General features: G+C 62.1%; 23 protein-coding genes and 2 tRNA genes. 18 read left to right on the top strand and 7 right to left on the bottom strand.

The window, feature by feature from the left end; translation table 11 throughout:
* Nucleotide 1 precedes the first annotated feature (1 nt).
* From mreD to C2R25_RS14185, 6 genes are all read left to right on the top strand, one after another.
* Nucleotides 2–550: a rod shape-determining protein MreD gene (gene mreD / locus C2R25_RS14160; protein ID WP_103729822.1), complete on the top strand. Its 549-nt coding sequence runs from the start codon at nt 2–4 to the stop codon at nt 548–550.
* A complete protein-coding gene (mrdA, locus tag C2R25_RS14165) occupies nt 547–2637 on the top strand; it encodes a penicillin-binding protein 2 (protein WP_103729823.1) in 2091 nt (696 codons plus the stop codon). Before mreD ends, mrdA begins: the two co-directional genes overlap by 4 nt.
* Complete coding sequence (gene rodA, locus C2R25_RS14170) at nt 2634–3746, top strand: rod shape-determining protein RodA (RefSeq protein ID WP_103729824.1); 1113 nt, start codon at nt 2634–2636, stop codon at nt 3744–3746. The genes mrdA and rodA overlap by 4 nt, the downstream gene beginning before the upstream one ends.
* A 104-nt stretch (nt 3747–3850) precedes the next feature.
* Nucleotides 3851–3926: transfer RNA gene (locus tag C2R25_RS14175), tRNA-Lys, on the top strand.
* 287 nt (nt 3927–4213) lie between these two features.
* Nucleotides 4214–4289, top strand: a tRNA-Lys gene (locus C2R25_RS14180).
* 418 nt (nt 4290–4707) lie between these two features.
* Complete coding sequence (locus C2R25_RS14185; protein WP_103729825.1) at nt 4708–5715, top strand: alcohol dehydrogenase catalytic domain-containing protein; 1008 nt, start codon at nt 4708–4710, stop codon at nt 5713–5715.
* A gap of 29 nt (nt 5716–5744) precedes the next feature.
* Here the strand turns inward: C2R25_RS14185 and C2R25_RS14190 are convergent, their stop codons facing one another.
* The 4 genes from C2R25_RS14190 to C2R25_RS14205 are packed head-to-tail and all read right to left on the bottom strand — an operon-like array spanning nt 5745 to nt 12889.
* On the bottom strand, nt 5745–6059 hold the full coding sequence (locus C2R25_RS14190; protein WP_103729826.1) for a PilZ domain-containing protein: 315 nt from the start codon (nt 6057–6059) through the stop codon (nt 5745–5747).
* A gap of 55 nt (nt 6060–6114) precedes the next feature.
* Nucleotides 6115–6315, bottom strand: a complete 201-nt coding sequence (locus C2R25_RS14195; protein WP_103729827.1) for a hypothetical protein — start codon at nt 6313–6315, stop codon at nt 6115–6117.
* Entirely contained in the window at nt 6315–10577 is a 4263-nt protein-coding gene (locus tag C2R25_RS14200) for a translocation/assembly module TamB domain-containing protein (protein ID WP_233203994.1), read from the bottom strand. Before C2R25_RS14200 ends, C2R25_RS14195 begins: the two co-directional genes overlap by 1 nt.
* Nucleotides 10577–12889, bottom strand: coding sequence for an autotransporter assembly complex family protein (locus C2R25_RS14205; RefSeq protein ID WP_199183838.1), 2313 nt, complete (start codon nt 12887–12889; stop codon nt 10577–10579). Before C2R25_RS14205 ends, C2R25_RS14200 begins: the two co-directional genes overlap by 1 nt.
* A 185-nt stretch (nt 12890–13074) precedes the next feature.
* Between C2R25_RS14205 and C2R25_RS14210 the strand changes: the two genes are divergently transcribed.
* The 7 genes from C2R25_RS14210 (at nt 13075) to C2R25_RS14235 (ending at nt 19006) form a co-directional block, all read left to right on the top strand.
* The gene (locus tag C2R25_RS14210; protein WP_233203995.1) at nt 13075–14061 is read left to right on the top strand and encodes a YihY/virulence factor BrkB family protein; all 987 of its coding nucleotides are present in this window, start codon (nt 13075–13077) and stop codon (nt 14059–14061) included.
* A 157-nt stretch (nt 14062–14218) separates the two neighbouring features.
* Nucleotides 14219–15052 (top strand): coniferyl-alcohol dehydrogenase, encoded by an 834-nt coding sequence (locus C2R25_RS14215; RefSeq protein ID WP_103729830.1) that lies wholly within the window; start codon nt 14219–14221, stop codon nt 15050–15052.
* A gap of 109 nt (nt 15053–15161) precedes the next feature.
* Nucleotides 15162–15965 carry a crotonase/enoyl-CoA hydratase family protein gene (locus C2R25_RS14220; RefSeq protein WP_103729831.1) on the top strand — a complete coding sequence of 268 codons (804 nt, stop codon included), beginning with the start codon at nt 15162–15164 and terminating at the stop codon, nt 15963–15965.
* 57 nt (nt 15966–16022) lie between these two features.
* Nucleotides 16023–17336 (top strand): 3,4-dihydroxy-2-butanone-4-phosphate synthase, encoded by a 1314-nt coding sequence (ribB, locus tag C2R25_RS14225; protein ID WP_103729887.1) that lies wholly within the window; start codon nt 16023–16025, stop codon nt 17334–17336.
* On the top strand, nt 17337–17759 hold the full coding sequence (gene ribH, locus C2R25_RS14230; protein ID WP_103729832.1) for a 6,7-dimethyl-8-ribityllumazine synthase: 423 nt from the start codon (nt 17337–17339) through the stop codon (nt 17757–17759).
* 338 nt (nt 17760–18097) lie between these two features.
* Nucleotides 18098–18262 carry a hypothetical protein gene (locus C2R25_RS20485; RefSeq protein ID WP_158250674.1) on the top strand — a complete coding sequence of 55 codons (165 nt, stop codon included), beginning with the start codon at nt 18098–18100 and terminating at the stop codon, nt 18260–18262.
* 177 nt (nt 18263–18439) lie between these two features.
* Nucleotides 18440–19006: a winged helix DNA-binding protein gene (locus C2R25_RS14235; protein ID WP_103729833.1), complete on the top strand. Its 567-nt coding sequence runs from the start codon at nt 18440–18442 to the stop codon at nt 19004–19006.
* A 55-nt stretch (nt 19007–19061) separates the two neighbouring features.
* On the opposite strand, the gene eno is transcribed toward C2R25_RS14235, so the two are convergent.
* Nucleotides 19062–20348, bottom strand: a complete 1287-nt coding sequence (eno, locus tag C2R25_RS14240) for a phosphopyruvate hydratase (RefSeq protein WP_103729834.1) — start codon at nt 20346–20348, stop codon at nt 19062–19064.
* Between the two features lie 189 nt (nt 20349–20537).
* Between eno and C2R25_RS14245 the strand changes: the two genes are divergently transcribed.
* The 5 genes from C2R25_RS14245 (at nt 20538) to C2R25_RS14265 (ending at nt 22646) form a co-directional block, all read left to right on the top strand.
* Nucleotides 20538–21017: a hypothetical protein gene (locus tag C2R25_RS14245; protein WP_103729835.1), complete on the top strand. Its 480-nt coding sequence runs from the start codon at nt 20538–20540 to the stop codon at nt 21015–21017.
* Nucleotides 21018–21044: 27 nt separating this feature from the next.
* Nucleotides 21045–21422 carry a phage holin family protein gene (locus C2R25_RS14250; protein WP_103729888.1) on the top strand — a complete coding sequence of 126 codons (378 nt, stop codon included), beginning with the start codon at nt 21045–21047 and terminating at the stop codon, nt 21420–21422.
* Between the two features lie 16 nt (nt 21423–21438).
* Complete coding sequence (locus C2R25_RS14255) at nt 21439–21732, top strand: hypothetical protein (protein WP_103729836.1); 294 nt, start codon at nt 21439–21441, stop codon at nt 21730–21732.
* An 11-nt stretch (nt 21733–21743) separates the two neighbouring features.
* Nucleotides 21744–22292, top strand: a complete 549-nt coding sequence (locus C2R25_RS14260) for a hypothetical protein (protein ID WP_103729837.1) — start codon at nt 21744–21746, stop codon at nt 22290–22292.
* Nucleotides 22293–22424: 132 nt separating this feature from the next.
* Nucleotides 22425–22646, top strand: coding sequence for a DUF4170 domain-containing protein (locus tag C2R25_RS14265; RefSeq protein WP_103729838.1), 222 nt, complete (start codon nt 22425–22427; stop codon nt 22644–22646).
* 66 nt (nt 22647–22712) lie between these two features.
* On the opposite strand, the gene greA is transcribed toward C2R25_RS14265, so the two are convergent.
* Together greA and carB are read right to left on the bottom strand one after the other, a co-directional pair.
* The gene (greA, locus tag C2R25_RS14270; protein WP_103729839.1) at nt 22713–23189 is read right to left on the bottom strand and encodes a transcription elongation factor GreA; all 477 of its coding nucleotides are present in this window, start codon (nt 23187–23189) and stop codon (nt 22713–22715) included.
* A 117-nt stretch (nt 23190–23306) separates the two neighbouring features.
* A complete protein-coding gene (carB, locus tag C2R25_RS14275) occupies nt 23307–26630 on the bottom strand; it encodes a carbamoyl-phosphate synthase large subunit (protein WP_103729840.1) in 3324 nt (1107 codons plus the stop codon).
* Nucleotides 26631–26675 lie beyond the last annotated feature (45 nt).

The following is a 26675-nucleotide window of genomic DNA, read 5'->3' on the forward strand; positions in this document are numbered from 1 at the left end:
CATGACGCTGCTGTCCGGCAACGATACGGTGGTGCGGCAGAGGATCAACCGCAAGCCTTCCCGCATCATCGCGAGCGGGTTGCCCTGGTTCATCGTCATGCTTGGAAGCCTCGTGCCGAACTGGCTTCTGATCGCCTCGGCGCCAGTTCTTCCGCCGCTTGGTTTTCTCATCTTTCTTGCGTGGCGGCAGGTCCGTCCCGGTTTGCTGCCGATGTGGGCCGGCCTCCCGCTCGGACTCTTCGAGGATCTCTTCTCCGGCTCCCCTTATGGAACGGCCGTCCTCCTCTGGTCGCTGGCTGCAATCGTTCTCAACGACGTGGAGAACCGTCTGCCCTGGCGCAACTTCCTAACGGAGTGGCTGGTGGCAATAGGACTGATCGTGGGCTATATCGTCCTGTGCCTGGGCATCTCCAACCTTGCCGGCGCCTCCGTACCTGTCCGCGCGACCATGCCACAGATTGTCATCTCCGTTATGTGCTATCCGCTTGTAGGGCGCTTCGTGGCCCTGATGGACCGTGTTCGGCTGACGCCCTTTGTGGACATGCGATGAAGTTTGATTTCCGGCGCCTGCTGCGTCCCCCCCACGTTACGGCGGGGACCCTGCGCAACAGTTTCGATCGCCGCTCCGTGGTCTTGGGTGCCATCCAGGGTGGCGTCGGCTGTCTTCTGGCAACCCGCATGGCTTATCTTTCGGTGTTCGAAAACGAGAAGTACAAGCTTCAGGCCGAGAGCAATCGCGTCAATCTTTCCCTCATACCGCCCCGGCGTGGCTGGATACTCGACCGCAACGGTCGCCCGCTCGCCTCGAACAGAGCGGATTTTCGCGTGGACATCATTCCTGAAAGGATGAGGGATCCTGCCCGGACAATCGCGGAGCTTGGCCGGCTGCTTTCGCTCGGTCCGATCGCCATGCAGGATCTTGAGGACAAGCTTGAGCGCGCACGAGGGTTTGCGGCGGTCGAAGTCGCCTCCCGGCTCGACTGGGAGCGCTTCGCAGCCGTCAGCGTGCGCTTGCCTGACCTTCCCGGCGTGGTGACGCAGCGTGGGTATTCGCGCTATTATCCCACAGGGCCTTCGGTCGGCCATCTGATCGGGTATGTCGGCGCCGCATCGGCCGAAGAGTTCGAGAAGGATCGTGATCCCGTTCTCATCACGCCTGGCTACAAGGTGGGCAAGGATTCTCTCGAAAAGTTCTTCGAAAAGGATCTGCGCGGCAAGCCGGGGGCCCGTCGGGTGGAGGTCACAGCGTCAGGACGCATTGTCCGCGATCTCGACACCCGCGAAGACGTACCGGGAAAGACGATCAAGCTTACCATCGATGCGGACATTCAGGACTATGCCGCCCGCCGCATCGGTCCGGAGTCCGCAGCCGTCGTCGTGATGGACTGCCGGACCGGCGACCTCCTCGCCATGGCCTCGATGCCGAGCTTCGACCCCAACAGCTTTTCCGACGGCATCGGCCGCCTCGAATGGAAGATGCTGTCCGACGACGATCATGTTCCTCTGCGGAACAAGGTTCTGCGCGGACTGTATCCGCCGGGTTCCACCGTTAAGCCGATGGTCGGTCTTGCGTTCATGGAAGCCGGTCTGGATCCCGATGAAAGCGTCTTCTGCGGCGGCGGACTTCGTGTCGGCAATCGCGTGTTCCACTGCTGGAACCGGCGGGGCCATGGCCAGGTCAACATGGCCAAAGGCATCTATCAGAGCTGCGACGTCTACTTCTACCACTTCGCACAACGGATCGGAATGGATCCCATCGCGGCAATGGCGCACCGGCTTGGACTTGGCGCGGAGTTCGAGTTGCCGGTCGCCGGGCAGTCTTACGGCACGGTGCCAGACCCCGCCTGGAAGCTGCGGAAATACAAGAAGGAATGGCAAACCTTCGATACCGTCAACGCGACGATCGGCCAGGGCTATTTCCTGGTTAACCCCCTCCAGCAGGCGGTCCAGGCGTCCCGCATTGCAAGCGGCCGTATCATCATGCCCCGCCTCATCCACGGGCATCAGCAGGATGCGGTCCCCTCCCTGGGAGTTCCCGAGGAGCATCTGGCGTACGTACGCCGAGCGATGTCGGACGTGGCTAACGGGCCGGGTTCGGCTCCGAACTCCAAGCTGCCTTTTCCTGACATCAAGCTGGCGGGGAAAACCGGCACGGCTCAGGTCGTCGGGCTGCATATCAGCAACGGCAAGGGCGGCTTGTGGAAGCACCGCGACCATGGGCACTTCATCTGCTTTGCTCCCGCCGAAAATCCCCGCTATGCCTGCTCGGTGGTGGTCGAACACGGTGGTGGCTCCGGTGCAGCCTACCCGATTGCACGCGACGTCCTGACCTACATCTTCGATCGCGAACTCGGAATGACAAAGCTGACCGAGCTTGAGAAGAAGTGGGGCGGTACCGCTAAGGAACGGCTGGACGCGCGCTTTCGCGCCTATTCGGCCGAATACGGGGTTGGCGCGCCCAAGGTATCTCCAGAGGAAGAGCGGCGAAAATTTCAGGGATTGCCGCAGGGCGACGATCCGCGTCAGCCCATCAGCGAGGCGCAGTCACCCGCTCCCGAACCCGAGGCTGCCGCTTCCAGTCCGGCTTCGGCCTCCTCAGCGCCCGCGGCGCCCGCCGCTGCAGGACAGACGCCATGAACCGCTCGATCGTTCCCGAGGCCGTTTCGCGGCAGCCATGGTCCATGCTGATCCCGCTGTTTGCGTTGGTCGGCCTCGGCGCGGCGGTCCTTTACTCCGCAGCCGGCGGAAAGCTGCAGCCTTATGCCCTGAGTCACGTGGTCCGCTTCTGCGTGTTCATGGTGATGGCTATCGTCATCTCGCGCATGAGCCGGAACCTGTTCCGACTGGCCGCCTACCCTGTCTATGCGCTTATTCTGGTCCTGCTGGTGCTGGTTGAACTGATCGGCGCTGTTGGAGGAGGCAGTCAGCGCTGGCTCAACCTTGGCTTCATGACGCTCCAGCCATCAGAACTGATGAAGCCGGCAATCGTGCTGGTGCTTGCTCGCTTCTATGAGACTCTCCCCCACTCGATGACGGCCAGTTGGCGCGGCCTGGTGCCGGCCGCTGTCCTGATCGGGCTGCCTGCCCTGTTCGTCCTCATTCAGCCTGATCTCGGGACTGCAACGGCCGTCTGCTTCGGGGGTGTGGTAACAATGTTCCTAGCCGGGCTGCCGCTATGGTGGTTCCTCAGCGCGGGAGGGGCACTTGTCATCATCGCTCCCATCGCCTTCTTCACCCTGCTCCACGAATACCAGCGCAATCGCGTCCTGACGTTTCTTGATCCGGAAGCCGATCCGTTGGGAACGGGGTACCACATCACCCAGTCGAAGATAGCGATCGGATCGGGTGGCATTTTCGGCAAAGGCTTTGGCAACGGCACGCAAAGTCACCTCCAGTACCTGCCTGAGCCGCACACCGACTTTGTGTTCGCGACGATGTCGGAGGAGTGGGGGCTTGCTGGCGGGCTCTTCGTGCTGTTCGTTTTCGCAATGGTTCTCGGCTGGGGCATGCGGGTCGCTCGCCAGGCGCCCGATCGCTTCTCCTCCCTTCTCGCGGCCGGCATGACGGCCACCATGTTCTTCTACGTCATGATCAACCTGATGATGGTCATGGGGCTGGCGCCGGTTGTGGGCATTCCCCTCCCGTTCATGAGCCATGGCGGCACTTCGATGCTCACCAACATGATCTGCCTGGGCACCATCATGGCCGTTCACCGCTGGAATCGCGATCGTGGATCCTTCAGGTGATCTTTTTTCGCACTTAGGGCTTCCAAACTGAAAAACCCTCTGTATAGGGACGTCTCCGCCGCCGAATCGGCGGGGCCGCAAGGCCCTACGAGGACAGGTAGCGTGGACGCATAGCTCAGTTGGTAGAGCAGCTGACTCTTAATCAGCGGGTCCTTGGTTCGAGCCCAAGTGCGTCCACCATCCTCTTTACCCCCTTCGAAATCTACAGCAGGATCAGATCCGTCTCCGCCCTGGGCGGCCTTCGGGTGTGATAACTGCCCGTTGTTGTTTCACTGCAGCAATTCGTTCAGATCCGCAGATTCTGTCACGATTCCATTTCCGCCGCGCCTTCCTTTCTGCCCTTTTCGCCATACGAGCTGTGGATAAATCCCTCTTTGCGGTTCAACCAGCCTTGCGTGAAAGGCGAGTGGAATCTAGAGGGCCCTCACCGGGCGACACCAAGGCCCGGCACGGCATCAGGCCGGTGTGGACGCATAGCTCAGTTGGTAGAGCAGCTGACTCTTAATCAGCGGGTCCTTGGTTCGAGCCCAAGTGCGTCCACCACCTTTTCCCCGATCGATAAATCGTCGCTAGGTTGAGCGGGAAGGATTGCCCCAGGTTGCCGCTGGGGAATAGTCCTGCGCTTCTCGACCTACCGTTCGGCAGATCGCGCTGGACCTTTGGCTCACCTTCTGCGCTTCGTGGTCAGTCTCTACCGTGAGGCAGTGGGACGAAATCGGGAAGATTGCCTCCACCCAGCCCAAGGGAAACCCGTGCGAGGGAAGTTGAAAGGCAGGCACCTTACCGCGTGTCACTGCCGCCCCCGTGAAGATAGTATATACTATCAGCTTGAACTCGGTTAGTGCTAAGACGATCATGACGCGTCAACGCTGAACGGACGTGAAGCGGGTTTGTCGCCAGTGGGCCCTCTGCAGCGAACGCAAGAACCATGCCGTCGTGACATTGAAGCGGGGGAGCAGGCATGAAAGCAGCTATCTATCCGGGACACGGAGCGCCCGTCCTCATAGAAAGTCTGCCCGACCCTGCTCCCGGCCCGGGCGAAGTGCTGATCAGGGTGGCGCGTTGTGGCATTTGCGGCACCGATCTGTCGATGACGAAGGGTGGTGCATGGGACTTCGCCCCCGGATCGCAGTTCGGGCACGAGTACGCGGGCGAAGTCGTCGCTCTCGGCCGCGCTGTTTCAAGACTTGCCGTGGGCGACCGAATAGCCGTTCTCCCGTCAGTCGCTTGCGGTCATTGCCCTGGCTGCGCACACCAGAACAACGTCTTGTGCCAAGCCGCCGAAGGCAGCCTGATGCACGGCTTTGCCGAGTTTGCCCGGGTTCCCGAATCGCTCGCGGTCAAGCTGCCTTCGGTGCTCTCACTTACGGACGGGGCGCTGATCGAACCTCTGGCGATAAGCCTCTACGGCGTCAGGCATGCACGGCTGCAGCCCGGAGACAACGTGGTTGTGCTGGGGGCTGGCACCGTCGCGCTTTATGCGATCTATTGGGCTAGACGTCTTGGCGCCGGCCGGATCGTCGTGCTCTCACGATCAGAGAGGCGCGCATCCCTCGTGCTGCAGATGGGCGCTGATCACTTCGTCACCTATGGTGACAAGGACGTCGCCGAAGTTGCTGAAAAGTTGGGAGGAACGGCGGACGTAGTGTTCGAATGTGCCGGAGCGGAGGGAATGCTTGCCAAAGCCATCCTGCACGCGGGGCCGTTCGGCCGCGTCGTTTCGCTGGGCTTCTGCACCAGGCCCGACATGATGATACCGGCGCTGGCCGCTTACAAGTGCGTGAACCTGCAGTTCTTGGTCGGATACTCCATGAAGGAGTTTCTCTATATAGCCGATCAGATGGACAAAGGTCACGTCGACCCGAAGACGATCGTAACGAGCTGTGTGCCCCTTGCCGATCTACCGGGAACATTGGACCGTCTGCGATCCGACAACCAGGAGACCAAGGTTCACGTCACGATGACGTGATTGAGGATCGGGCCGGCCCTGCCTGAGCCTTAGCGGCTGACGAGGCCGTATGTCCGCCGCAACTCCTCAACGACGTCGTCTTCGAGCGGATCACGAAATTCCATGCCCGCCTGGTTGCTGCCCAGCCAACGTACGTCCGCCACGATACCTTTGAGACTGGCGAACGTCAGCTGAACCATCTCATCCACTGCCAGCTTGTCCGTCTTGCCGAAGATGCTGCAGCCACCATTCGAGATGTTGCCCAGCTCCACTGGGAAGACGCTCCAGCTGGACTTGCGGCATCGCGCCTGAAGCAGCACCGGTCCACGCACCGTCTGCCGGTGATCGCTGCCTTCCAGTATCATGAAGCCCCTTTGCCCCGGCCACGCCCCCTGCGGCACCTCTCAAGTTAGGCCTGCTTCAGAGTTCGTCAACGGGTTCCTCGCCGGCAGGATCGACTGCCTGTGTCGGCGCGCCCGTGGCGGCGACTTCGGCGTCGATCTGCTTTGCACGAGACACGATTGTCTTGCTGGCTGCGTCGTAGCGCTCGTCGAAGGTAGGCTCGCGCTTACACCCGCCAAGCAGGGCAAGCGCAAGCGCCAGAGGCCAAGCCCGGCGCATCAGTAATCCTTCCTGATGCGCACGTTGAGGCTGTTGACGCCCGAGCCGCCGGCTTGGCTGAGCACGGAGAGCCACTTCGTCACGCTGACCTCAAGCTGTGTGGCGGTGAAGCCGCGGGCGTCCGTGATCAACTCGACGTAGATATCGTCCGTCAGGTACTGACCTGCCGCGACTGCGGTGCCACGACCGCTCGCCTCGTCCGGGCCGAGGATGCGAAGCCGATCGATCCCGGCGGCAGAGCGCAGCTCACCCAGCGGGTTCAGGCCCCCTCCGCTGCCGCGCAGCGAGTTGAGGGATGACGCTAGCTGGACTGCCTGCAGGGCCGAAAGATTGGCGATCGAACTGCCGAACAGAATTCGGGACAGGACTTCGTCATCAGGCAAGCTCGGGCTGGAAGAGAAGTCGATCTGCGGGTTCATCGCGCGCCCAGTGACGTTCACGTTGACCGTCACGTCCTCGATGTCCTCGGTCGCGGTGATCTGGACTGTCGGATCGATCGTCTGGCCGCCTGTGAACGATATCTGCCCGTCCGTCAGCTCGAAGGAGCGTCCTGCGAAGCCCAGGGTGCCCCGTACCAGTTCTACCTCGCCGCCGACCGATGGCGCTGCGCTGGTACCGGTCACCTCGAAGTCCGCGCTCCACTCCGATTCCAGGCCCATGCCGGACACGTACAGCTTTTCCGGGGCGCGAAGGCGAATATCAAGACGGATGAGACCGAAGGCGCTGGCCGCAGTTGGCGCCGGTTCATCACCCGTGATGCGCTTTGGCCCCTTGAGCGGCTTGAAGCGAACGCCGGTTAAGCGTGGCACCTGCGCCGCGCCCTCGCGCACGATCTGATAGCGGGTTTCGGGCAGTCGGATCTCGCCTGACAGAAGTGCGGGCGCACCTGCAGCCTTCGTCAGCCGAAGATCGCCTGTCGCCGTCGCCGAAAGGGCATCACTGCGGGCGAGGCGGGCGCGGTCTAGCTTGACGCTCAGATCCATCGGGTAGCCCGCATCGGCGGCAAGGCTCACTCGGCCGCTTGCGCTGACACTGCCATCGCCCGCCCTCGCGGTGAGGGATGTCAGTTCGAGCGAGTTGCCGGTGAACTTGCCGGAGAATGCCATTCGCGTAAGGCGTGTGCCGTAAGCCTGGTTTTCGTAAACCACGTCACGGCCCTGAACGACGCCGTTGATGCACGGATCCGACACACGGCACGAGAAGTCGGCCGCCAGACCGACCGGACCATTCAGCGTCTGCCCCGCAAGCCCCGCGAAGGAGAAGAGCGTTTCAGCCGGACCATTGTACCGAATGCCGCCTGCCAGAGGCGCTTCGAGCAAGCGGGTAGTCCAGGAGCCCTGCCCCGCAGGCAGCGGGCGAAGACTCGTGACCAGGCGTCCAATCACCGTGCCGCGCCGGCGGAACACGGCGCGCGCTTCGCCGCCATCGGCCAGCAGTTTGCCGACGAGGTTGACGTCCACGCCCTGGCTGACCGTCGACGAACTCGTCCGGGTGAAGTTGGTGAGAGTGAGGCGAGCATCGGCGCGCGGGAAGGCGGTCGACGTCGGCTGCTCGAAGTCGAGGCTGCCGCTTACCTTGCCACCGATGCCGTAGCCGGGAGCAAAGGCATTCAGGATGGCCAGATCAACACCCTCCATGCGGCTCTGGATCTTCACACCGGAACCGTACTCTCCCGCCAGCTTCACGTTGCCGCCGCCGAAGGCGATCGTCGTCGGCAGAAGCTCGTAAGTGCCATCCTTGGGGATAATTCGGGCCGGCGTCGATGTCCGTACGTCCAGGCCGCGCACGCGTCCCTGCAGGGCCACGCGCCAGAGCTCCGGCTGCATGTCCGCGTTCAGAGCCAGACGGAACGGAACACCGCTCACACCTTCGACAAGTGCCTTTGCCGCACCCCGCCCATCCCGATAGTTCACGAGGACGCGGGCTGCTGCCAGATCGACAGCGCCCAGGCTGGTTCCCGCGATCTGCGCGTCGGCAACCACGTAGGGCTGGTCGTACAGAATGGCTCGTCCATCGATAATCGCCGAGCCTATCGCAAGCTTCGCGGGACCATCAAACACGGCGTTCCGCGCACGCAGATTGAAGTTCACGGCCTGGTACTTGCCCTCGGCATCCAGCCGCAGCAGGCCGCCCACGCCGTTGCCGTTGGCCGTGAGCTGCCCGGCGAACGGACCGCCAGGCGTCTGTGCGATCCGACCCGCGAAGTCTACGCCCGACAGGTTCGCGCTATTGATCTGGACAGATGTCGTCCTGCCGAGGCCAAGGGTCACATCTGCCCGCAACGGACCGTAGTCGGTGTCACCCTTCGCGTTCAGGCGATAGCCTCCCGGAGCACCCTTGATCCGGGCGTCGAGATTGGCAAGTCCGATGCCGAGGCCCGGCCGCTCAGCGGTGACGTAGGCATCCGGGTTGGTGATGGTCCCCGTCACGCGCACCCCCAGCGCACCATACTGCGAGGAATTGCCTTTGGCCGCCAGCGCGATGCGTCCGTCGGGTGACCAGCTTCCCTGTCCGCTCGTCACACGCAGCAAAGGCGCAGTCATGCGCACACCGGAGAAATGCACGACGCCATCCGAACCGTACTTTACGTTGGACGAGGCCGAGAAATTCCCGCCGAGGTAGGTCTGCAGGCTCTCGTTCAGCAGCCGGGTGGAGCGGGCACGGACGGTACCCTGCAGCGCGAAGCCCTGCCCCTCGGTCTTGAGATCCATGTTCGTGCTGATGTTGAAGATGCCGACACTGTCGAGCCGATAATTGTCGATCCTGCCGTCGATAGCGCCGGTGTAGAGCCCCTTGCTCATGTCAGCGAGCAGGATCAGCCCAGCATCGATGCGGTCGGAACGCAGGTGCATGTTGTCCGAGAGGATGCGCGGGCCGTCGATCGCCAGATCACCATTCAGCGTCACATTCGCGAGAGTGCCGCCGGCGACGGTATCGAGCCCGGTGATCCGACTGACACGTGCAGCCACCGGGATCATGATATGCTCCGCATCCACTTTCGCGGCACCCTTGGCAGACAGGTTCTCCAGACCCATGTCGTTCATTAGGATCCGTCGGGCCACAAGTTCGTAGTTGACGGTAGGCGTGGTGAAAGCGCCGTCGAGCGCCAGGTTCGCGGCGAGCCCCGCACCGCTCAGGTTCTCGGCAATCGCGGAAGGCTTCAGCAGGACGAAAGCGAGCCGCAGGTCGTCAAAGCGGCTCTCTCCGAGGTCTACGACCCCTTCTGGCGTCAGGTTGAAGGCATCACTCGAAAGCATCCCCGAGAGCTTCGCGCGGCGCTGTTCGAAGGCAGCGGTAAGATCGATGTTGGTGACCGGGCCCAGCAGGTTGGCGGTCGGCCCGGTGAAAAGCCGGGCCACCCGCGTGGGGCCCTTGATCACGAAAGTCCCGTTCCGCGCGGTGAGGGCCAGCCGGGCGAGTTCGCCCGTGCCGAGGTTGGCGTTGAGGCTTCCGTTCCAGGCTGCCCAGTCGCCCTTGCCGCTCAGGTCGAGCTTCACAGCCTGCGTGAAACCGGCAAGACCTGCGATGAGACCGCCTGCAGGAGCATCAAGATCGACATCGAGGTCAAGGCGGTTGCGCTCCGGCACCGCATCGAGAACCGCCGTGAAGCGATCTCCCCCGCCCTTGCCGTTGATCGCTATCGTTCCGCCCTTCGCGTTGACCTGCGCCCGGCCGTCCGCAATGTGCGCCCGCCCGGCAACGGTCATGATGCGGCGTTCACCGGAAACCGGCGCCTCAGCGATGAAGCGATCGATGCGAAGATCGCCGATGTCGATGTCGAGGTCGGGTAACAGGGGAGCGTCGCTGGGCGGCGTTTCGCGGAAGTGCGGCGTGCGGCGCAGAACCACCCGCTGCGCTGTCGCGCTGCGTACGTCGACGTGGTTTTCGAGATAGGCGAACGGGCGCCAGTCCACGTGGATTTCGGGGGAGTAGAGGAACTCGCCGCGCGGATCGCGGACGGAAAGGCCCCGCAGAATCATCTTGCCATACAGCGACCCATCGATCCGCGCGACCGAGATGCGCATCCCGTTCTCGAATTCGAGCGCGGCGATCTGATCGGCTACGAAACGGCGCCCCGGCCCTGTGTTGATCCCGAGGACGAGGGCTACGAGGAACGCAGTGACGCCAAGAACGATGAAGGCCAGCGTCTTGACGGCCCGGACCCTGACACGATGCCATCGCGAGGGACGTGCTTCCACCATTTCGATATCTGCGGCTTCGGTATTCGGCCCCATGCCCTCGCTGTTCCCTTGGTGAGCCATCAGAACGCCTGCCCGATCGACACGTAAATGTTGAAGCGTGATTCGCCCGCGCGGCGGTTCAGTGGTGTCGCGACGTCAAGACGCATAGGCCCGAAGTTGGTATAGAAACGCCCACCGATGCCGACGCCGTAGCGCAGGTCATTGAATTGAGGCGTCGTCTGCCGATACGCCTGACCCGCATCCACGAAGGCGACGACTCCGTAATTGCCGAAGCGGTAGCGTGCCTCGATCGACCCTTCATTGAGACTGCGGCCGCCGACAGGGCTCCCGTCCGGCGCCTGTTCTCCAAGAGCCTGATAGGCGAACCCGCGAACCGAACCGCCGCCGCCCGCATAGAGCCGACGTGATGGGGCGATATCGAACAGGCCGGCGCCCTGGATCGTGCCGAAACGCAGCCGACCCGCCACCACGAAGTTGTCGCCCAGCGGAACGTAAGTGGAGGCATCCAGCCGCGCACGCACGTACGGATCGAAACCGCCGCGCACGGTCGCTTCGGGTTGCACCAGCGCGGTGAACCGATAGCCCTTGGTAGGGTTCAACAAATCATTTGAAGTATCGAAGCCGACCTGGCCATTAAGGCCCGCTACATAATAGGTCCGACGTTTGCGACTGTTAGTCGCGGCATCGTAATCCGTTTCGGCGGTGGCGAGGAGTTCCACACCGAACGCGTACGTGTAGCGTTTCTGCCAGATAGGCGTGGAATCGCGAGCGATGCGCGCCGCCAGGCGGCCGGTGTAGGCGCTGTACGCATCGTAATCGTTGTGGAACCCCTCTGCCACCACTTCAAAGGTGCGGTCGCGCTTGCCGGCGTTGGAGCGGCGGAACGTCACGCCCGCGCCCTGCTGCCGCGTGCCGGCGATGGCGTGGGCGATCAGCGCGCCTTCAGGCGGGAACATGTTGCGATGCGTCCAGGTGGCCTGAGCGGTGATACCCTCGCCCGCAGCGTAGCCGACGGAACCCGCGATCGTGCGCGGCGGCCCGGCCTCCTGCTTGACGTGAAGCGTCACGTACTCCGTGCCGTCTCCAACGGGTTCGCCCGTCTTCTGCGCCTCCACGGATACGGTCGAGAACAAGCTGGTCGCCACCAGCGCCCTGCGAAGATCATCCACCTTCCGGCTGTCGTAGAGCTCTCCGCGTTTGAAGCGTGCAAGAACCTGGATGTGATCCGCGCCGAACGCCAGATCACCGTCCGTGGTGAAACCGCCGAAGCGGCCTCGCGGCCCGACGGTAACCGGAAGGGTGTAAACGCCCGTTCCGTCATCCTGATCGAGAAGGATATCGCGCTGTCCCACGGTGGCGAAGGGATAGCCATTCTCCGGCAGAGCAACGGCTACACGGGCCTCGGCGCCCTGCACCCGCTCGGCCACGATCGGCTCTCCGATCTTGAGCGGGAAATTTGAGGCAATCAGATCGGGCGGTACTGTAGGATCGGCGTTCACGATGACGTCGGAAAACACGTAACGCTTGCCCGGGTTGACCTGGATGACCGCGTTGAGCGCATTGTCGCTTTCCTGCGCCGGGGGATCGAGCCGCGTGCGGATGACCGGACTGTACCACCCTTCCGCCGCCAGCACTGTTTCGAGGAGCTGGCTGTCCTCAGTCAGTCTGGCGGAGATCATGGCGGTATTCGTCGCCTTTCCATCACCTTCCTTCAGAGCGGAAAGGGATTCGAATTCATCCTCCAGGCTCGCCTCGGTTTCGTTGTCCGCGAGTTCGAGCCCCTTCAGATCGACCCGGTATCGGACTTCCAGATCGGTGTCTTCACCGTCTTCTTCAGCAATCTGGACCGGCGTGATCTCAAATTGGTCGAGGGGCGGCAGGGGTGCAGTAAGCTCGGCGTCGCGAATGGGCGTATCGCCGATTTCCTCCACTGCATCCTGATCCGCAAGGGCCGGGTCACCGGCAGGAGGAGCCTGGCCGGCGGTGGGCTCCGCGTCGGCCTGCTGTTCGGCCAGCCGCCGTTCGAACGCTTCAATCGTCTCTAGCGGTTTGTCGAGTTCGGGATCTCCGGATCCGTCCAGAGTGGGAACCGAGGAATTGAACTCCTCATCCGTTATGACTGGCTCCACCTGTGGCAGGGCCGAGGTGGCGGGTGGAGGGGGAACGGGAACGTTGCCGGCTTCCAGCGTCGCACCTGTTCCGTTTGCAGTCTGCGTTCCGGCCATCTGCTCGGGCTGGGAAGCAGGCGCGGCTTGCGCGCGCGCCGCTCCCGACTGAGCTGCAAGCATGAGTACCACCGCCACCGCGCCTGCCGCGCATCCGTTCCGGCGAAGATTGGAACGATACGGCGGGTGGTTGATTAGCCTGAACATGGACACTGCAGCGAATTACCCCTTCTCCAGGCCGACTTTAACGGCCCCTCCTGAATTTGCGTATCTCCTTAGTACAACGAAAGTTCCCTTGTTCACACAGGGGAACCATGAATAACATACAAGGCGCAGACACAAAGGGAGGGGCAAAGCCGGTCCCGGGCAGCGACGCACAGGCTCCTTGGAACATGCCCCGCGCGGCCTGGGCACGGGTGCTGAAGCGAGTCTGGGTCATGATCGGCTTCCATGAGCTTGGCCTGCTGTCGGCAGGCCTCGCCTTCTACACCTTCCTTGCCTTGACCCCCCTGATAGCGGCGACTGTCATGGTCTACGGACTTGTCGCGGACGTTGGAATGGTACGTAAGCAGATCGCCAGCCTCGTCGATGTCGTGCCGCCCGACGTTGCACGGCTCCTTGAAGAACAGTTGCTGCGCATCATCTCCACTAATTCCGGGGTGACCGGTCTTGCTCTCATCATCGCCCTTGTATTCGCCATCTATGGCGGCATGCGCGCGGCGGGGGGCATGGTGAGTGCCCTCAACATCATCAACGAGGAGCGCGAAACCCGTAACCTCTTTGCGCTGACCATGCGTACAGGCGGGCTCACGCTGGCGGCGATCCTCCTGGCGATCACGGGCGGCTTGTCCGGTGTCGTGTTCGCGTGGCTGCAGATGCAGACCACGACCTTCCTCGGAGAATCGACGCAGTTCCTCTTCAAGTGGCTCACCTGGGCTGCCGCGATCGCGCTCGGCAGCGCCGGCTTCGCCCTTATCATGCGCTACGGCCCGGATCGCAGGCCGGCCAAGTGGCGATGGCTCATCCCGGGTGCGCTGCTCGCCACGCTTCTGTGGCTGGCCGTTTCGTTTGGCTTCTCGCTCTACGTTGCCTACATAAGCGACTACAACGCCACCTACGGTTCGCTCTCGGCCGTCGTCGTCTTTCTCATGTGGCTGTTTCTTTCCGCCTACGGCATCCTCCTGGGTGCGTTGCTCAACGCCGAGATCGAACGACAGACCTTCTGTGACACGACGGCCGGGCCACCTCGCCCCGCAGGAGAGCGCGGCGCGGCACTTGCCGATGTCATTGACGACAATGTCCCCACCATCCATCAGCTCGACAAGCGCAAGCGCCACCGGGCGCACGCGGAGCGCACACGCGCAGACGGCAGTCCCTAAAGCCGGAGGCCGAAGCGGTGGGCAGCGACGGCGGCTCACCGCATCGTGCCCGCGATAAGCGTTCCGGGCAGTTGAACCCCTGCCCTGACCCGCCGTAGCTAACCTGCACGAACGGCAGGTCGGGCCCACTCCCGCCCCCAATGAGAGGATCGATAGGATGAGTGATGTTCTCGGCTACAAGGGCAAGCGCGTGATCGTCAGCGGCTGCTTCTCCGGCATGGGTGAAGCCGCCGCAAAGCTGCTCGTCGAGCTGGGGGCGGAAGTCCATGGTTTCGATTTCAAGGAAAGCACGGTGCCAATGGCATCCTTCACGAAGATCGACCTGCGCGATCCCGGCAGCCTTGAAGCCGCCGTCGCAGGCGTAGGCAGCAAGATCGACGCGCTGTTCAACTGCGCGGGCCTTCCCGGCGGGGGCGGGTTTCCCTCGATGGACACGATGAAGGTCAACTTTCTGGGTACGCGCCATCTCACCGAACAAGTCATTCCTCTCATGGGTAACAAGGGCGCCATCGTCTCTATCGCGTCGACGGGCGGGCTGGGGTGGAGCCGCCGCATACCCGTGCACATGCAGCTTCTTGCGACCCAGGGATTTCAGGCGGGACTTGAATGGTGTGAAGCGAACGCGGACCAGGTGAGCGAAGGCTACGCTTTCTCGAAGGAGGCGGTCATCGTGTGGACTCAGTTCATGGGCGCGCAACTCATCAAGAAGGGCATACGGATCAACTGCTCCCTCCCCTCACCCACGCAGACCCCGATGATGGCGACCTTCCACGCGACGTCCGGCAAGGACGTAGTGGATGCTGCCGCAGAGCCGCTCGGCCGGTACACGACTCCCGAAGAGCAGGCAGGACCGCTGATCCTCATCAACTCCGACCTGGCTGGCGTCGTGAACGGCGTGGTTCTACCGGTCGATGGTGGCTTCATGGGCGGCCTCGCCACAGGGCAGGTCGATATCAGCAAGATGATGGGCGCGAAGAAGCAGGACGCCTGACGCTTTCGCATCCCGACGTCCAAAAAGCCGGGTGGCCTGTGCCGCCCGGCTCTTTTGCATGGGCGCCACCATGCTAAAGGACCAGCCTGCCCGCTCCGGAGGCCGATGAATGACCGATGCCGTATTGTACAATTGCGATGACGACGGGATCGTCCTGCTCACGCTGAATCGCCCTGAACTGCGTAATCCGATCTCGGATATGGAAGTGATAGATGCCCTGCTCGCCAGCCTGGAACGGCTTGAGGCCGACCCGCGTGCCCGCGTCGCGATCCTCACCGGTGCAGGCAAAAGCTTCTCCTCCGGCGGCAACATCAAGGAGATGAGGCCGGGTGGCGCGCTGAACGCAGGGACTGCCGCGGCGACCCGCCTTGCCTACAAACGCGGCATCCAGCGGCTTCCTCTTGCGTTTTCCCGCCTCGAAGTCCCCGTCATCGCAGCTGTAAATGGCGCCGCCGTTGGAGCAGGCTGTGATCTGACCTGCATGTGCGACCTGCGCATAGCCGGACAGAGCGCGCGCTTTGCGGAGAGCTTCGTAAAGCTGGGCCTGATCGCAGGCGATGGCGGATCGTGGCTTCTGCCGCGTGTGATCGGATGGACCAAAGCGGCCGAAATGGCTCTTACAGGAGACGCGATCGACGCGAATGAGGCTCTGGCCTGCGGACTCGTCAGTCGTGTCGTCCCGGACGCGACGTTGCTGGAGGAGGCACGAAGCCTCGCCCGCCGCATCGCCGTCAATCCACCCCACGCCGTCCGGATGACGAAACGCCTCCTTTGGGAGGGGCGCCGAGTGGATCTCGCCAGCCTCCTGGAAATGGCATCCGCGATGCAGGCCGCTGCACATGCGACCGAAGACCACGAGGAAGCTGTGGCCGCTTTCCTCGAAAAACGGTCACCCAGGTTCAAAGGCTCTTGATCAAAATGTGATGAAAGCCTAGCTCCCTCACATCATAATGTGTGATTGGACATTGCAATGGCTTCCGATGTGATTGATCAGGTGCGACGGCTGATAACCGATGGCGGCATGAGCCGGGCCAGCCTAGCACGCGCGGCAGGGCTTCACGCCAACACCTTGCGGGACTGCACTGAAGCCGACTGGAACCCGACTGCCGAGACTCTCGGCAAGCTCCAGCGCGTTCTGCTGGCTAACGACGACCGCGAAGTGCTCGTTCCGATCGAGGAAATCATCGACGAAGCGCGGAATGGCCGCATGTTCATCCTCGTCGATGACGAGGATCGCGAGAACGAGGGCGACCTGATCATCCCGGCGCAGATGGCCACGCCCTCCGCCATCAATTTCATGGCAACCCACGGCCGCGGCCTCATCTGCCTCGCCATCACCAGCCAGCGCGTGGACGAACTGGGTCTCAACCTCATGAGCCAGAACAACGGCACGCGTCATGAGACGGCCTTTACGGTTTCCATCGAAGCGCGCGAAGGCGTGACGACGGGTATTTCCGCAGGCGATCGGGCGCGCACCATTTCGGTCGCGATCGACGGCACGAAGACCCGGAACGACATCGTGACGCCGGGCCACGTGTTCCCGCTGCGTGCCCGCGATGGCGGCGTTCTGGTCCGCGCCGGGCACACCGAGGCCGCGGTCGACATTTCGCGCCTGGCTGGGCTCAACCCCTCTGGCGTGATCTGCGAGATCATGAAGGAGGACGGCACGATGGCGCGCATGGATGACCTCATCGGCTTCGCGCGCCTGCACGATCTCAAGATTGGAACGATCCGCGACCTGATCGCCTACCGCCGCCGCCATGATCGCATGATCGAAAAGCGCAATGAGCTGGCGTTTCACTCCCGTTATGGCGGGGACTGGGTCGCACGGTCCTACTATAACCGCGCAACCGGGGACGAGACTGTCGCCCTCGTCAAGGGCCGCATCGATCCGACCAAGCCGACGATGGTCCGCATGCACACCCTGTCCTTCTTCGCCGATATCTTTGGCGAGGATATCGGCGACCGTTCCGAATTGCTGCAGCGTTCCATGAACATGATCGCTGAAGAAGGCTCCGGCGTCATCGTCGTAATCAGCCGGCCAATGAACAACCTCATCTCGCGCTCGATCGAAATCAAGCGTGAATTTCGCGACGGCGGCAACCCGGACCTCGAAGAGCTGCGCGATTATGGTGTCGGAGCCCAGATCCTTGCGGAGCTCGGCATCCATGACATGATCCTGTTGACCAACACTCATCACTCCCTGGTAGCCCTGGAGGGCTACGGCCTGAACATCGTCGGCGAGCGCGCTATCACGGCCCCGGCTTCTGAAGGATCAAACTGAATGGCGCGTTTTCTCATCGTTGAAGCCCGCTTCTACAACCACCTCAACGACCTCTTGATCGCAGGCGCCAAGGCGGCCCTGAAGCAGGCCGGTCACACGGCCGACGTCATCACGGTTCCGGGCGCACTGGAGATACCGGCCGCCATCTCGCTGGCGGAGACAACGGGTGACTATGACGGTTACGTGGCCATCGGCGTGGTCATCCGTGGAGAGACGTACCATTTCGAGATCGTGGCCGGTGAAAGCGCTCGCGGCATCATGGCATTGACGATGGATGGGATCGCCATCGGCAACGGCATCCTCACGGTGGAAAATGAGGATCAGGCGCTTGTACGAGCCGACGCCGCGCAGAAGGACAAGGGCGGCGAAGCCGCCAAGGCCGCAATCGCATTGCACGCACTGAAGGAACGATTCGGCGCCTGACGCCGCCTCTTCGCTCGCCGTACTGCCATTGCAGAGCGGCGAGCGGACCGGAGCACTACGCAAATACACCTAATATTTTTCAACAATGACTACACGCTCCGGTAAGTATAAGCGGCGTAGAGACGAATTGATGCCCTTTCGTGTCCTTCATGAAAGATGTGCAGATCCGGTTCGGCAATGGGATCGAAGGCGGTAACGCTTCAGCCCACTTTCGTTTTTACTCTGAAACGGACATTAAATCGTCGGAATCAAGGGTCAGGTTCACTGACCGGTCGCAAATCATGGCTCATGGCAATGGGCGCGGTGGCTGAAGACAGTCATCGGCTGGAGAATTTTGAGTGAATAAGGAAGCACTAGCGAAGTCGCTCGTCGAGGACATGAAGTCGGTTCTCGACCGTATGCAGGCACTCGGCGCCCTCTTTGCGCCCGCACATCTAGACGCGGCGATCGAAGCCCTGAGTCGCGAGTACAATTTACCTCCAGAAACCTCCGGTTCGGATTAGCCTGCGCAAGACGGACATGCGGATGTTTGCCTATGCTTACTGTGTGGCGGATGAAGTAGACAAATCACAGGGGCCAGCCTGACGGCTGCGGTTTGGGGACTTTCACGCCACATGGGGACAACTGCCACGTGCCTTGGCATCAAGGTTTACGTGGCCCGCTTCTGGTGATCCTAGCTGATGGAGAACAGAGACCAGCTTATGCGCAACCGGGCAAAGGCTATTCGCCTGATCGGGGTAGCCAACGAACTGCTGGCCATGGCGCGTGAGCTAGAAATCGGAGAAAGCCGCGCGGTCCTGCTGGATCATCCCGCAGCGAACGGCGAAGCCTCCGAAGAGGCGAGGACGCGAGCCTGCCAGGATCATCCCATCTGGGTTGAACTTGCGCGGCAAAACTATGACGATCGGAGACGACGCACGAAGATCTTCCGCTCCGAAGAGCTTTTTGGTGAACCGGCCTGGGATATTCTGCTGGACCTCTTCATCGCAGCCAAGGAGCGACGACGCGTCTCCGTCACCAGCGCGTGCATCGGCTCGGCCGTTCCATCCACAACCGCTCTGCGCTGGATTACGATACTCGAAAAACAGGGGCTTCTCGTCCGCGAGGCTGACCCTGCCGACGCTCGCCGCGTCTACGTCAAGCTGAGCGCACGCGGCTATGCCGCGATGCTCGAGTATTTTTCTTCAGCGTCCCGCTCGGTCGTGCTGCTGGACGATACAGCAAAGGCAAGCATCGGGCACCGCTGATGAGGGTGGCAGGTGACCAGGCCACCCCGTGGCGCCGGTCACCCGCTTCGATGGTTCAGATGCTCAGGCGGCCGAAAGCGCTACGGCCTGCGTAGCGCGCCGCCTTGCCCAGTTCTTCCTCGATGCGAATGAGCTGGTTGTACTTGGCAAGCCGGTCGGAGCGGGCAAGCGACCCGGTCTTGATCTGCCCGCAGTTGGTGGCGACCGCGAGATCAGCGATGGTCGCATCCTCGGTTTCACCCGAGCGGTGCGACATGACCGCCGTGTAGCCGTTGCGGTTGGCAATCGAAACAGCTTCGAGCGTTTCGGTGAGAGAACCGATTTGGTTCACCTTCACCAACAACGAGTTTGCCAGCCCCTTTTCGATTCCCATGGTGAGACGCTTCGGGTTCGTCACAAAGAGATCGTCACCAACGAGCTGCACCTTGCCGCCGACTTTGTCGGTCAGGGCCTTCCAACCTTCGAAATCATCCTCGCTCATGCCGTCTTCGATCGAGATGATCGGATAAGCTGCGCAAAGATCCGCCAGGTAATCGGCGAAAGCCGTCGGCTCCAGCGAAAGCCCTTCGCCGCTGATCTCGTACTTGCCGTTCCGGAAGAACTCGGTCGACGCGCAATCGAGCGCCAGATGGATGTCCGTACCCGCCTTGAAGCCGGCCTTCTCAATGGAAGCCATGACGAAATCGAGAGCGTCCCGCGTGCTGGCGAGGTTCGGCGCGAAACCGCCCTCGTCACCCACAGCGGTGGCGAGGCCCTTTTCATGAAGCCCCTTCTTGAGAGTATGGAAGATCTCCGCACCCCAACGAACAGCTTCGGCCAGCGAATCCGCCCCAACGGGCATGATCATAAATTCCTGGAAATCGATCGGATTGTCTGCGTGTTCGCCGCCGTTGATGATGTTCATCATCGGCACCGGCAGCACGTGCGCGGAAACGCCGCCGATGTAAGAATAGAGCGGCAGCCCCCGCGCATTCGCCGCAGCCTTTGCGACCGCAAGACTGGTGCCGAGGATCGCGTTCGCACCGAGGCGAGCCTTGTTCTCGGTGCCGTCGAGTTCAATCATCGCCAGGTCAAGGTCGCGCTGGTCTTCCGCATCGTAGCCCACAAGCGCTTCGGCGATCTCAGTGTTGACCGCATCGACAGCCTTCAGGACGCCCTTGCCCAGATACCGGGTCTGATCGCCATCCCGCAGTTCGACTGCTTCGTGCGCGCCCGTGGATGCGCCCGACGGCACCGCGGCCCGGCCAAAGCTGCCATCTTCCAGCAGCACGTCCACTTCAACGGTGGGGTTGCCGCGGCTGTCCAGTATTTCCCGGCCGTGGATGTCGATGATCGCGGTCATTGAAGCAGGTCTCCTCGTTCGGGCGCATAGCGCGCTTTCCGTCCGGAGGCGGTCTTAGCAGGGGAACTTCATGTGACAAGTTGCGTTGCAGCAGGGACTAGAAGTTGTGTTACTCTGTCCGCACATCGCCTAGGACAAGTTTGCGCTTACGGTTGCATGTGCAAGAGGCAGAATAGGAAGGATAACCGCATGGTAGACCCCACCACCTCCACCGGAACTGGCTCCGAAAACGCCAAGAATCACTTCAGCAAGGCCGTAGAAGAAGCCAAGGCTGGAGCACAGGCTCTTGCCGGCGAACTCACCAGCGAATGCAAGACCCGCAGCGGTGATGCCCGGGACAAGGCCAATGCTTTCGCGTCCGACGCGAAGGTCAAGGCGACCGGCTATGCGGAAGACGGCAAGGCCAAGGCAAGCCAGGCAATCGTCGGCCTGTCCCGGCTGATCGATGAGAACGCCGGTCTGATCGATGAGAAGGTGGGCGCCAAGTACGGTGAGTACGTCCGCAGCGCCTCGAAAACACTCGCTGATGCTGGCACCCGGCTGGACGAGAAGTCGCTCGACGAACTGAGTGAGGAAGCGCGCGAGTTCGTTCGCAAGAGCCCGGGCCTTGCAGTGGGCATGGCGGTGGCGACCGGCTTCGTGCTGGCTCGCCTGTTCAAGGGCAAGTAACGTCAATTGGCTGGCCTGACACACCCCGTGCACGAGCCCGTACCCTCGCTCGCCGCCGTGGCGGAAGACCACCATAACCTGTCGTTGGCGCAGGATCTGCGTCAACTGGCAGACGAAGCGAAAACACTGGCTCAGGCTGAACTTGCCTATCAGAAATCCCGTGCCGCCTATGCCGGCACGGAAAGCCGGACAATCGCGCTTCTGCTGGTGGTTGCGGCTGTAGTGGCGTTCTTTGCGATGATGGCCTTTATCGTAGGAACCGTGATAGCACTCGGTCCGGTGATCGGCCCCTGGGGCGCCATGGCGGTAGTGACCGGCCTGCTTCTGGCGATTGCGATCATCAGTGCTTTCAACGCGCGCGCACGATTGAAGCGGATGATGGCCATCATCGGCACCAGGAACTGAACGAGGGACGAGGGTAATGCCGAATCTGGCAGCGCAAGTCATGGCAGACCGCGTCGCGCGCGACGCGGCAAAGGCACAGTTTGAAGGCCACTATCAGGCCTTCAAAGCGGATTTGGCCGATCGCGGCGTTGGCGGCCGTATCGCTGACGAGGCGATGGAGCAGGCGCAGGCGGTCTTCGATGAGGCCGTCGCCGTCGTTGAGGAACACCCTGCCGCAGTGGGGGGAACCTTGGTCGCTATCGTGATCTGGTTTGTGCGTGATCCCGTAATGCGTCTGGTTCATGATCTTGTGAACCGCGTCTCAAAGTAAGGAGAGGTTCCATGAGCAACACCGATCCCGCAGGTGAAGGTGCAGAGGCCCTTCCCGGCTCTAACGTTGTAGCCCTTGCTCCACGGCCGACCGAGCAGCGCCCTTCCGAGAAGGTTGCCGCTTTCGTGAGGAAGCACCCCGCGTTGACGGTCGCCGGCGGCATAGCTCTTGGTGTCGCCGTGAGCGCGCTCCTCCCGCGTCGGGTTCGCCGACGCATTGTGAACAAGGCTACGGGGTTGGCGGAAACAGCAGCAACCGCGAGCGTGGCGCTGGGCCGGCAAATGGGCTCGCACGCGCACGATCTGGGAGTGGATACCCGCCGGCAGGCGGCAAGATTCGCCGAAGCGGCCGAGAAGGCGGGCGACGTTGCCGTTCATAACCTTGAGAAGTATGGTCTTGCTGCGGCCGCCACAGCCGGAACCCTTGGCCGTGCAACGGCAAAGCGTGCCAGTCGTTTCGGTGATGCGGCTGCGGATGCCGCGCATCGCGTTGGCGACGTAGCTGCCGATCGATCTGCAAAGGTTCTGCACTTCGTCGAGGATTTGAAAAAGCGCACGTAGGCCTGAAAAGGGATGCGGCAGGTGCCGAGGTTCTCTTATTCTGCGGACAGGATGCATGTTGCGCACTTGCCCCCTGCTCCTGCTAAAATTATATCGCCGCCATCCTCCCTATAAAGAAAGCGGCTCTTTCACATGCAGAAGCTTCATCTCGTCATGGGCGGCCGGGTCAAGGACCCGCGCAGCCTGGAGTTTGTGGACCTCAAGGAGCTCGACCTCGTCGGCGTTTTTCCTGACTACGCATCGGCCCAGGACGCGTGGAAGTCGGCGGCTCAGCGCACTGTTGACGATGCCGAAATGAAGTACGTGATCGTGCATCTGCACCGTCTTCTGGAACCGGATCTGCCGGACGCTTGATCGAGCTTTCAGAAACAAAAAAGGCCGGCGAAAGCCGGCCTTTTTCTTAATCTGACCTGTAAAAAATCAGACAAATTCGATCTTCTGAACCAGGTAAAATTTGTCCCCCGAAGGCACGGTAACTTCGACTTCCTCATCAACCTTGCGCCCGATGAGGGCCTTGCCGAGCGGCGAATTATAGCTGATGCGCCCAACCTTCGCGTCAGCCTCGTAGGGACCGACGATCTGATACTTCACCGGCTTCTCGTCATCATCCAGCAGAGTGACGGTAGCGCCGAAGATCACCTTATCACCGGACAGCGACGTCGGGTCGATGATCTGGGCGCGGGTGATCTTGTCTTCAAGATCGGCTATCGTGGCTTCGATCTGGCCCTGACGTTCCTTGGCCGCGTGGTATTCGGCATTTTCGGAAAGATCACCGTGGGCACGCGCTTCCTCGATCGCATCCACGACCTTGGGACGTTCTTCGCGCAGCGCCTTCAGATCGGCGGTCAGCCTCTCGTAGCCTTCCGCGAGCATCGGCAGCTTTTCGACACTTGCCATTCTTATCTACTTCCTCCTGTTGCCTCCCCCTGCCGCCGGACCTGTCTTGCGACTAGTCTCCTGTTCCGACCTTTCGGCCGGAGCGATCTGCAGCGATGTAGGGAGGCAAGATCGAACTCAGCTATAGTAGTCCTGCAACGAGCGCACTTCAAGTTTGCTCCCGCGGATAGCCGCAATTGCTTCCGCCGCCGCCGCGCTTGCCGCCGCCGTGGTGAAGATCGGCACTTTGCCGGTGAGCGCCGAGGCCCGGATCGACTGGGAGTCCACCAGGCTCTGCCAGCCTTCGGTGGTATTGAAGATCAACGCGATCTCGCCATCCACGATCTTGTCCACGATGTGCGGGCGTCCTTCTGCAACCTTGTTGACCAGATCGACGGGCAACCCGGCCTCTGCCAGATACTTCTGCGTGCCTGCCGTGGCTACAATCCGGAAGCCCTGCTCCACCAGCGTGCGAACGGCAGGGAGTATGATTGCCTTGTCGCTGTCCTTTACGGAGACGAAGGCCGTCCCTTCCACCGGCAATTTCATGCTGGCCCCGAGCTGCGCCTTGGCGAAGGCGAACGGGAAATTGGCATCGATACCCATGACTTCGCCCGTGGATTTCATTTCCGGGCTGAGGACCGGATCGACGCCCGGGAACCGGGCGAAGGGGAATACTGCCTCCTTGACCGCCATGTAGGGAAGATCCCGCTTGAACGGCGGGAAGGCATCCAGCTTCTCGCCCGCCATAACTCTCGCGGCGATCTTCGCCACCGGCTGGCCGATCGCCTTGGCGACAAAGGGCACCGTGCGTGACGCACGAGGATTGACTTCGATGAGGTACACCTCCCCATCTTTCAACGCGAACTGGATGTTCATCAAACCACGGACGCCCAGTCCAAAGGCGAGCGCTTCCGCCTGACGTTCCATCGCGGCTATGACTTCTGCCGAAAGGCTGTACGGAGGAAGGGTACAGGCGCTGTCGCCCGAGTGAATCCCCGCCTCTTCGATGTGCTGCATGACGCCGGCCACGACCACGCGCTCACCGTCGCAAAGCGCATCGACGTCGCACTCGATGGCGTCACGCAGGTACTGGTCGATGAGGACTGGACTGTCGCCCGAGACCTGCACCGCCGTCGTGATGTAGTCATCGAGTTGCTGCTCGCTATCGACGATTTCCATTGCGCGGCCGCCCAGCACGTAGCTGGGGCGCATAAGCACGGGATAACCGATCCGGTTGGCGACAGCGACGGCCTCGTCGCGGCTGCGCGCGATACCGTTGGCCGGTTGCTTGAGACCGAGCTTGTCTACGAGGGCGGAGAAACGCTCGCGGTCCTCTGCAAGGTCAATCGCGTCCGGAGAGGTGCCGAGGATGGGGATGCCCTCATCCTCAAGGGCCTGCGCAAGCTTCAGCGGAGTCTGGCCACCAAACTGCACGATGACGCCGACGAGTTCACCCTTCTGCTGCTCAACACGCAGGATTTCGAGCACGTCTTCGGCCGTCAGCGGCTCGAAGTAGAGACGGTCGGACGTGTCATAGTCGGTGGACACCGTCTCCGGGTTGCAGTTGACCATGATGGTTTCGTAGCCGGCTTCGGCAAGAGCGAAGCAGGCGTGTACGCAGCAGTAGTCGAACTCAATGCCCTGACCGATGCGGTTGGGGCCACCGCCGAGGATGACGATCTTCTTCCGGTCCGACGGCATCGCCTCGTCTTCCGGCTCGCCGAAGATCGGGCTCTCGTACGTCGAGTACATGTACGGGGTGACCGCCTCGAATTCGGCCGCACAGGAGTCGATCCGCTTGAACACGGGCGTTACACCGAGCTTGCGGCGCAGTTGGCGGACTTCCTTCTCGCTGGTTGCACCCGCCATCGCGCGAAGAGCGTCATGAAGAAGCCCTGACCGTTTGGCCTGAGTTTCGCCTAGACCTCCGGCCACACCCACCGAGCGGACCGCCAGCGTCGCCAGACGCTTGTCCGAGAAGCCCATGGCCTTGAGCCTGCGGAGCCCCTGCGCGTCATTGGGCAGACCGGCTTCCAGGATCTTCGATTCCTCGGCAATGATCTCTTCGATGTGGCGCAGGAACCACTTGTCATAGTGCGTGATCGCGTGGACCTCGTCCACGGTGAAGCCCTCGCGCATGGCCTGCGCGACATTGAGCAGCCGCTCGGGCGTCCGCTTGGACAGGGCGGCCGTGATCATGTCCCGGCCTGCGCCTTCCAGAGCGGTTACGCGGTTGAACCCGTCGAGACCGGTCTCAAGCCCGCGCAGAGCCTTCTGCATCGACTCCTTGATATTGCGCCCGATGGCCATGACTTCGCCGACCGACTTCATCGCCGTGCTCAGTTCATTCTTGGCGCCCTTGAACTTCTCGAAGGCGAAGCGCGGGATCTTCGTCACGACGTAGTCAATGGTCGGCTCGAACGCTGCCGGAGTGGCCCCGGTGATCTCGTTCATGATCTCGTCGAGCGTGTAACCCACTGCCAGCTTGGCCGCCACGCGGGCGATCGGGAAGCCCGTTGCCTTCGACGCGAGGGCCGAGGAACGCGACACGCGCGGGTTCATCTCGATCACGATCAGGCGGCCGTCCTGGGGATTGACGGCGAACTGCACGTTCGAACCACCCGTCTCGACGCCGATCTCTCGCAGGACCTCGATCGAGGCCGTGCGCATGATCTGGTATTCCTTGTCCGTCAGCGTCAGCGCAGGGGCTACGGTGATGGAGTCGCCCGTGTGGACACCCATCGGATCGACGTTCTCGATGGAGCAGATGATGATGCAGTTGTCGTGCTTGTCGCGCACCACCTCCATCTCGTACTCCTTCCAGCCGAGCAGAGACTCCTCGATGAGAACCTCTGTGGTGGGAGAAGCGTCGAGGCCCGAGCGTACGATCGCCTCGAACTCGGCCTTGTTGTATGCGATGCCGCCACCGGTTCCGCCGAGTGTGAAGCTCGGACGGATGATGGAAGGAAGGCCGGTACGCTCCAGTACCTCGAAAGCCTCATCAAGGCTGTGGGCCACACCGGAACGCGCGCTTTCCAGGCCGATCTTGTCCATCGCATCGCGGAAGCGCTGACGGTCCTCCGCCTTGTCGATGGCGTCGGCGTCGGCGCCGATCATCTTCACCCCGAACTTGTCGAGCGTGCCGTCATTGAAGAGCGCCAACGCGCAGTTCAGCGCCGTCTGCCCGCCCATCGTGGGGAGTACCGCATCCGGGCGCTCCTTCTCGATGATGCGCGCCACGACTTCGGGCGTGATCGGCTCGACGTAGGTCGCGTCCGCCATGTCCGGATCGGTCATGATCGTCGCGGGGTTGGAGTTCACCAGGACAACCCGGTAGCCCTCTTCCTTGAGCGCCTTGATCGCCTGAGTCCCCGAGTAGTCAAACTCGCAGGCCTGTCCGATGATGATCGGGCCGGCACCGATAACGAGGATCGAGGAAATGTCTGTGCGCTTTGGCATTGGCTGTCCTGGGTGTCCTGAGTGTCTTGGTATAGATCTACCAGC

The organism is Novosphingobium sp. HII-3 (genome assembly GCF_002916655.1).
Classification (GTDB): domain Bacteria; phylum Pseudomonadota; class Alphaproteobacteria; order Sphingomonadales; family Sphingomonadaceae; genus Novosphingobium; species Novosphingobium panipatense.

Excerpts from the sequence above, each read along its gene's own strand:
- mreD (WP_103729822.1), top strand. The coding sequence starts at position 2 with ATGACGCTGCTGTCCGGCAACGATACGGTGGTGCGGCAGAGGATCAAC.
- mrdA (WP_103729823.1), top strand. The coding sequence starts at position 547 with ATGAAGTTTGATTTCCGGCGCCTGCTGCGTCCCCCCCACGTTACGGCG.
- rodA (WP_103729824.1), top strand. The coding sequence starts at position 2,634 with ATGAACCGCTCGATCGTTCCCGAGGCCGTTTCGCGGCAGCCATGGTCC.
- C2R25_RS14185 (WP_103729825.1), top strand. The coding sequence starts at position 4,708 with ATGAAAGCAGCTATCTATCCGGGACACGGAGCGCCCGTCCTCATAGAA.
- C2R25_RS14190 (WP_103729826.1), bottom strand. The coding sequence starts at position 6,059 with ATGATACTGGAAGGCAGCGATCACCGGCAGACGGTGCGTGGACCGGTG.
- C2R25_RS14195 (WP_103729827.1), bottom strand. The coding sequence starts at position 6,315 with ATGCGCCGGGCTTGGCCTCTGGCGCTTGCGCTTGCCCTGCTTGGCGGG.
- C2R25_RS14200 (WP_233203994.1), bottom strand. The coding sequence starts at position 10,577 with ATGGCTCACCAAGGGAACAGCGAGGGCATGGGGCCGAATACCGAAGCC.
- C2R25_RS14205 (WP_199183838.1), bottom strand. The coding sequence starts at position 12,889 with ATGTTCAGGCTAATCAACCACCCGCCGTATCGTTCCAATCTTCGCCGG.
- C2R25_RS14210 (WP_233203995.1), top strand. The coding sequence starts at position 13,075 with ATGCCCCGCGCGGCCTGGGCACGGGTGCTGAAGCGAGTCTGGGTCATG.
- C2R25_RS14215 (WP_103729830.1), top strand. The coding sequence starts at position 14,219 with ATGAGTGATGTTCTCGGCTACAAGGGCAAGCGCGTGATCGTCAGCGGC.
- C2R25_RS14220 (WP_103729831.1), top strand. The coding sequence starts at position 15,162 with ATGACCGATGCCGTATTGTACAATTGCGATGACGACGGGATCGTCCTG.
- ribB (WP_103729887.1), top strand. The coding sequence starts at position 16,023 with ATGGCTTCCGATGTGATTGATCAGGTGCGACGGCTGATAACCGATGGC.
- ribH (WP_103729832.1), top strand. The coding sequence starts at position 17,337 with ATGGCGCGTTTTCTCATCGTTGAAGCCCGCTTCTACAACCACCTCAAC.
- C2R25_RS14235 (WP_103729833.1), top strand. The coding sequence starts at position 18,440 with ATGGAGAACAGAGACCAGCTTATGCGCAACCGGGCAAAGGCTATTCGC.
- eno (WP_103729834.1), bottom strand. The coding sequence starts at position 20,348 with ATGACCGCGATCATCGACATCCACGGCCGGGAAATACTGGACAGCCGC.
- C2R25_RS14245 (WP_103729835.1), top strand. The coding sequence starts at position 20,538 with ATGGTAGACCCCACCACCTCCACCGGAACTGGCTCCGAAAACGCCAAG.
- C2R25_RS14255 (WP_103729836.1), top strand. The coding sequence starts at position 21,439 with ATGCCGAATCTGGCAGCGCAAGTCATGGCAGACCGCGTCGCGCGCGAC.
- C2R25_RS14260 (WP_103729837.1), top strand. The coding sequence starts at position 21,744 with ATGAGCAACACCGATCCCGCAGGTGAAGGTGCAGAGGCCCTTCCCGGC.
- C2R25_RS14265 (WP_103729838.1), top strand. The coding sequence starts at position 22,425 with ATGCAGAAGCTTCATCTCGTCATGGGCGGCCGGGTCAAGGACCCGCGC.
- greA (WP_103729839.1), bottom strand. The coding sequence starts at position 23,189 with ATGGCAAGTGTCGAAAAGCTGCCGATGCTCGCGGAAGGCTACGAGAGG.
- carB (WP_103729840.1), bottom strand. The coding sequence starts at position 26,630 with ATGCCAAAGCGCACAGACATTTCCTCGATCCTCGTTATCGGTGCCGGC.